The 4,326-nt window shown below is 35.1% G+C and carries 2 protein-coding genes; one reads left to right on the top strand and one right to left on the bottom strand.

Translation table 11 applies throughout. The annotated features are described in order from the left end of the window. Positions 1-737: 737 nt before the first annotated feature. A complete protein-coding gene (locus FS802_RS27725) occupies positions 738-3,782 on the top strand; it encodes an efflux RND transporter permease subunit (RefSeq protein WP_098654602.1) in 3,045 nt (1,014 codons plus the stop codon). A 43-nt stretch (positions 3,783-3,825) separates the two neighbouring features. Here FS802_RS27725 and FS802_RS27720 read toward each other — a convergent pair. After that, the coding region (locus FS802_RS27720) for a P-loop nucleotide/nucleoside kinase family protein (protein ID WP_144525647.1) at positions 3,826-4,326 on the bottom strand (501 nt) is incomplete at its 5' end.

Raw genomic sequence — 4,326 nt, 5'->3', positions numbered from 1 at the left:
TAAAGTTAGTTTGTCTAGCATCTAAAAATAAAAATTGACGTTTCACGTTGTTTGTTTCGTTCAGTTTTCAAAGAACTTGTTTGCCGCTCCAGAAGCGACTTCACCATATTAACATCTTCGTTTTTTGATGTCAACTAAGTTTTAAAATTTCTTTTTTGTCGTTTTCTGCGTTTCCGCATCAGCGACGTTTATTAATATACCATCATGATTTTTAAATAACAAGTGTTTTTTTAAAAAAACACAAAAAAATATCCATCCTACTTTCTTCTATATAGAGACGCCTCATCCCATCTACGGAAAACAGCTATTTAAATTGTATACCAATACACTCTAGTTAACCAAACTGTATTTCATAACCCCTTCCTAGATTTTCATTCTCTTCTATATTAACGCCTGATCATTCACTTCTCTATAGACTAACAATATAAAAAACAAATCAATCCAAACTAAAAAATAGATTCACCACTTCCTACATAAAGCAAACATGCCGATTTTTAGTTTTGTTCCTCCACACAAACTATTAATTGAACGAATCGGTTGTTTACAGACAGCTCGATTAGGTAATAGTCTTATCGCTCGGCGAATAGTGGCATAAATAACGAAATTCCAACAAAAACATTAACTTAAGATTATTGTTAGAATTTTTTTACATTTAATTAATGAAAAATATCCATTTTTTGTTATATAGTAAGAAAGGACGTACTCAACTATAAATAAACCAATGGAGGAATTACTTTATGGATAGGTTAACAAAGTTTTCATTAAAAAACCGCGCTGCTGTTATCATCATGGTTTTTCTCATTTCCGTACTTGGCGTTTATTCCGGATCTAAACTACCTATGGAATTTTTACCAAGCATCGATAATCCAGCAGTCACTGTCACAACCTTATCTCAAGGACTCGACGCTGAAGCGATGACGAAAGAAGTAACTGATCCCCTCGAAAAACAATTTCGCAATTTAGAACACATCGACAGCATCACCTCTTCTACGCACGAGGGATTATCACGTATCGATATCGCGTATACATCCAAAGCAAATATGAAAGACGCAGCACGCGAGGTTGAAAAGGCCATTAACACAATTAAATTACCTAAAGATGCAACGAAACCAATAGTTAGCCAATTAAATACTTCTATGATCCCACTCGCTCAAATTGCTATCCAGAAGCAAAACGGTTTTTCAAAAGCAGATGAAAAACAAATCGAAAAAGAAATCGTACCACAACTCGAAAGCATTGATGGTGTTGCCAACGTTATGTTTTTCGGAAAATCAACCTCTGAATTATCTATCACACTAGACCCAAACCAATTAAAAGATAAAAACGTAGCAACAGAACAAATATTAAAAGTTTTACAAGGAAAAGAAACTTCCACTCCAGCTGGAGCAATTACCGTTAATAAAGAAGAATATAATCTTCGTGTCATTGGGGATATAAAAAATGTAGATGATATTAAAAACATAACTGTTGCACCTCAAGTAAAATTGCAAGATGTTGCTCAAATTGAACTTAAACAACACTACGATACAATCTCACATATAAACGGAGAAGAAGGAACCGGATTAATCATCATGAAAGAGCCAAGCAAAAATACAGTTGCAATCGGAAAGGAAATCGATAAGAAAATCAAAGATATAAGTAAACAATATAAAGATCAGTTTTCTATTAAACTTTTAGCCTCAACTCATGAGCAAGTTGAAAATGCTGTTACTAGTATGGGCAAAGAAGTAATTCTTGGAGCAATTGCTGCAACTCTAATTATCTTAATCTTTTTGCGTAACTTCCGAACGACACTCATCGCCGTTGTCAGTATTCCATTATCTATTTTATTAACACTCTTTTTACTACACCAATCTAACATCACACTTAACACCTTAACGCTTGGTGGTTTAGCAGTTGCAGTTGGACGTCTCGTTGATGATAGTATCGTTGTCATCGAGAACATTTTCCGCCGTTTACAAAAAGAATCTTTCTCTAAAGATATTATTCTCGATGCAACGAAAGAGGTCGCCGTCGCAATTACTTCTTCTACTTTAACAACGGTCGCTGTTTTCTTACCTATCGGCCTCGTATCAGGAGTAATCGGAAAATTAATGTTACCTATGGTATTAGCAGTTGTATATTCTATACTATCATCCTTAATCGTTGCACTAACAGTTGTTCCACTTATGGCTTTTTTACTACTCAAAAAAACAAAGCACAAAAAGCCAAGTTCTTCACCACGATATGTCGCTACATTAAAGTGGGCTCTTTCGCATAAATTCATTATTCTACTTACTGCTTTATTATTATTCGCAGGATCAATTGCAGCCTATGTATTACTACCGAAAGCGAACATAAAATCTGAAGACGACACAATGTTATCTATTAATATGACTTTCCCAGCTGATTACGCTCCTGAAACGCAAAAACAAAAAGCCTTCGATTTCGAAAAGAAATTACTTTCTAATTCGGATGTAACGGATGTTATTTTACGAATGGGATCTAGCGCAGAAGATGCACAATGGGGGCAAACGACAAAAAATAATCTTGCCAGTATATTTGTAGTCTTCAAGAAAGGCTCTGATATTGATCAATATATTAAAGAGTTAAAGAAAGAACATAAAGCTTTTGAGCCTGCTGAACTAGATTATATAAAAACGAGTTATTCAAGCTCTGGTGGTGGCAACAATTTGCAATTCAACGTAACAGCTACTAACGAAACGAATTTAAAAGAGGCTGCTACTATCGTCGAAACAAAACTAAAAGATATGACTGCTCTCTCTAAAGTAAAAACAAATTTAGAAGACTCTAAGAAAGAATGGCAAATCCATGTTGATCAAACAAAGGCCGAACAACTAGGCTTAACACCAGAATTAGCAGCACAACAAGTAGCATTCCTTATGAAGAAATCACCTATTGGTGAAGTTTCAATTAATAATGAAAAAACAACTATTATAATAGAACATAAAAAAGAAAACATTACTAAACAAGAAGACATTTTAAACACAAACATACTATCACCTATCAATGGACCAATCCCTTTAAAAGACATTGCAACTATTTCAGAAAAGCAACTTCAAACAGAAGTCTTCCATAAAGACGGAAAAGAAACGATTCAAATTACTGCCGAGGCCTCAAATGAAGATTTAAGTAAAGTAAGTGCAGAAGTAAATGAAACGATAGCTAACTTAGATTTACCTAGCGGCGCAAAAGTAACTATTGCAGGTGCAACTGAATCTATGCAAGAGAACTTCACAGATTTATTCAAAATTATGGGGATTGCAATCGGGATTGTATATTTAATTATGGTTATCACCTTCGGACAGGCGCGCGCTCCTTTTGCAATTTTGTTCTCCTTGCCATTAGCTGCTGTTGGCGGTATTTTAGGGTTAATCATTTCAGGAACACCTGTTGATGTAAATTCCTTAATCGGCGCATTAATGTTAATCGGGATTGTCGTTACAAACGCTATTGTATTAATAGAAAGAGTGCAACAAAATCGGGAACACGGCATGGAAACAAGAGAAGCCTTACTAGAAGCGGGTTCTACTAGATTACGTCCAATTATTATGACAGCTATAACGACAATCGTCGCTATGCTTCCTCTCCTATTTGGTCAATCGCAAGCAGGAAGCATGGTATCAAAAAGTCTTGCCGTCGTTGTCATCGGTGGTTTAGCAGTCTCAACCGTTCTTACATTAGTAGTCGTTCCAGTTATGTATGAACTATTAGATAAAATCGGGAGGAAAAGACGCTCTCGTAGAAAAATAAGCACTTCTACAGAAACACCTGATATTTAAAGAAAAAGGCGTTATCTTCAAGAACGAAGATAACGCCTTTTCTCTACTTACTGATATAATCCATCATTTTTTGAGCATATCGCTCTAGAGGTTTACCAGAATCTACAATAAGACATTCACTATTTAAAGGTCTTTTACTACCATCTAACCACTTTTTAAAAGCTACTTCCGAATCGACTTTTCCAATCTGACTGACCATACGTTTACGTGTTTGTAACCTATTATTAATCTCCTCCATATCATTAAGATAGCATTCAATATATTTATATTTCACACCATGTTTATTAGACAGTTTCATTCCTTTTTCAACCATCCCTTCATATAAACATGGACTATCCAATATAACACTATGCCCTTGCTCTAAATAAGAATCAATCAATGCCCATTCAACATCGTATGATACTCCTCCAACAATTGTCGATTCAACCCCTTTCATTTCTAATGATTGTAACAATGCCGATTTCAAAACGTCATGATTTACAATTACAGCACCCGTTAACTTCGCTATATACTTAGAAACTGTCGATTTTCCCGATCCAGGAAA

Origin of the sequence: Bacillus sp. DE0042 (assembly GCF_007680225.1) — a bacterium.
GTDB classification, from domain to species: Bacteria; Bacillota; Bacilli; order Bacillales; family Bacillaceae_G; genus Bacillus_A; species Bacillus_A wiedmannii.
This window is presented reverse-complemented; position numbering and strand designations above follow the sequence as displayed.

Excerpts from the sequence above, each read along its gene's own strand:
- FS802_RS27725 (WP_098654602.1), top strand. The coding sequence starts at position 738 with ATGGATAGGTTAACAAAGTTTTCATTAAAAAACCGCGCTGCTGTTATC.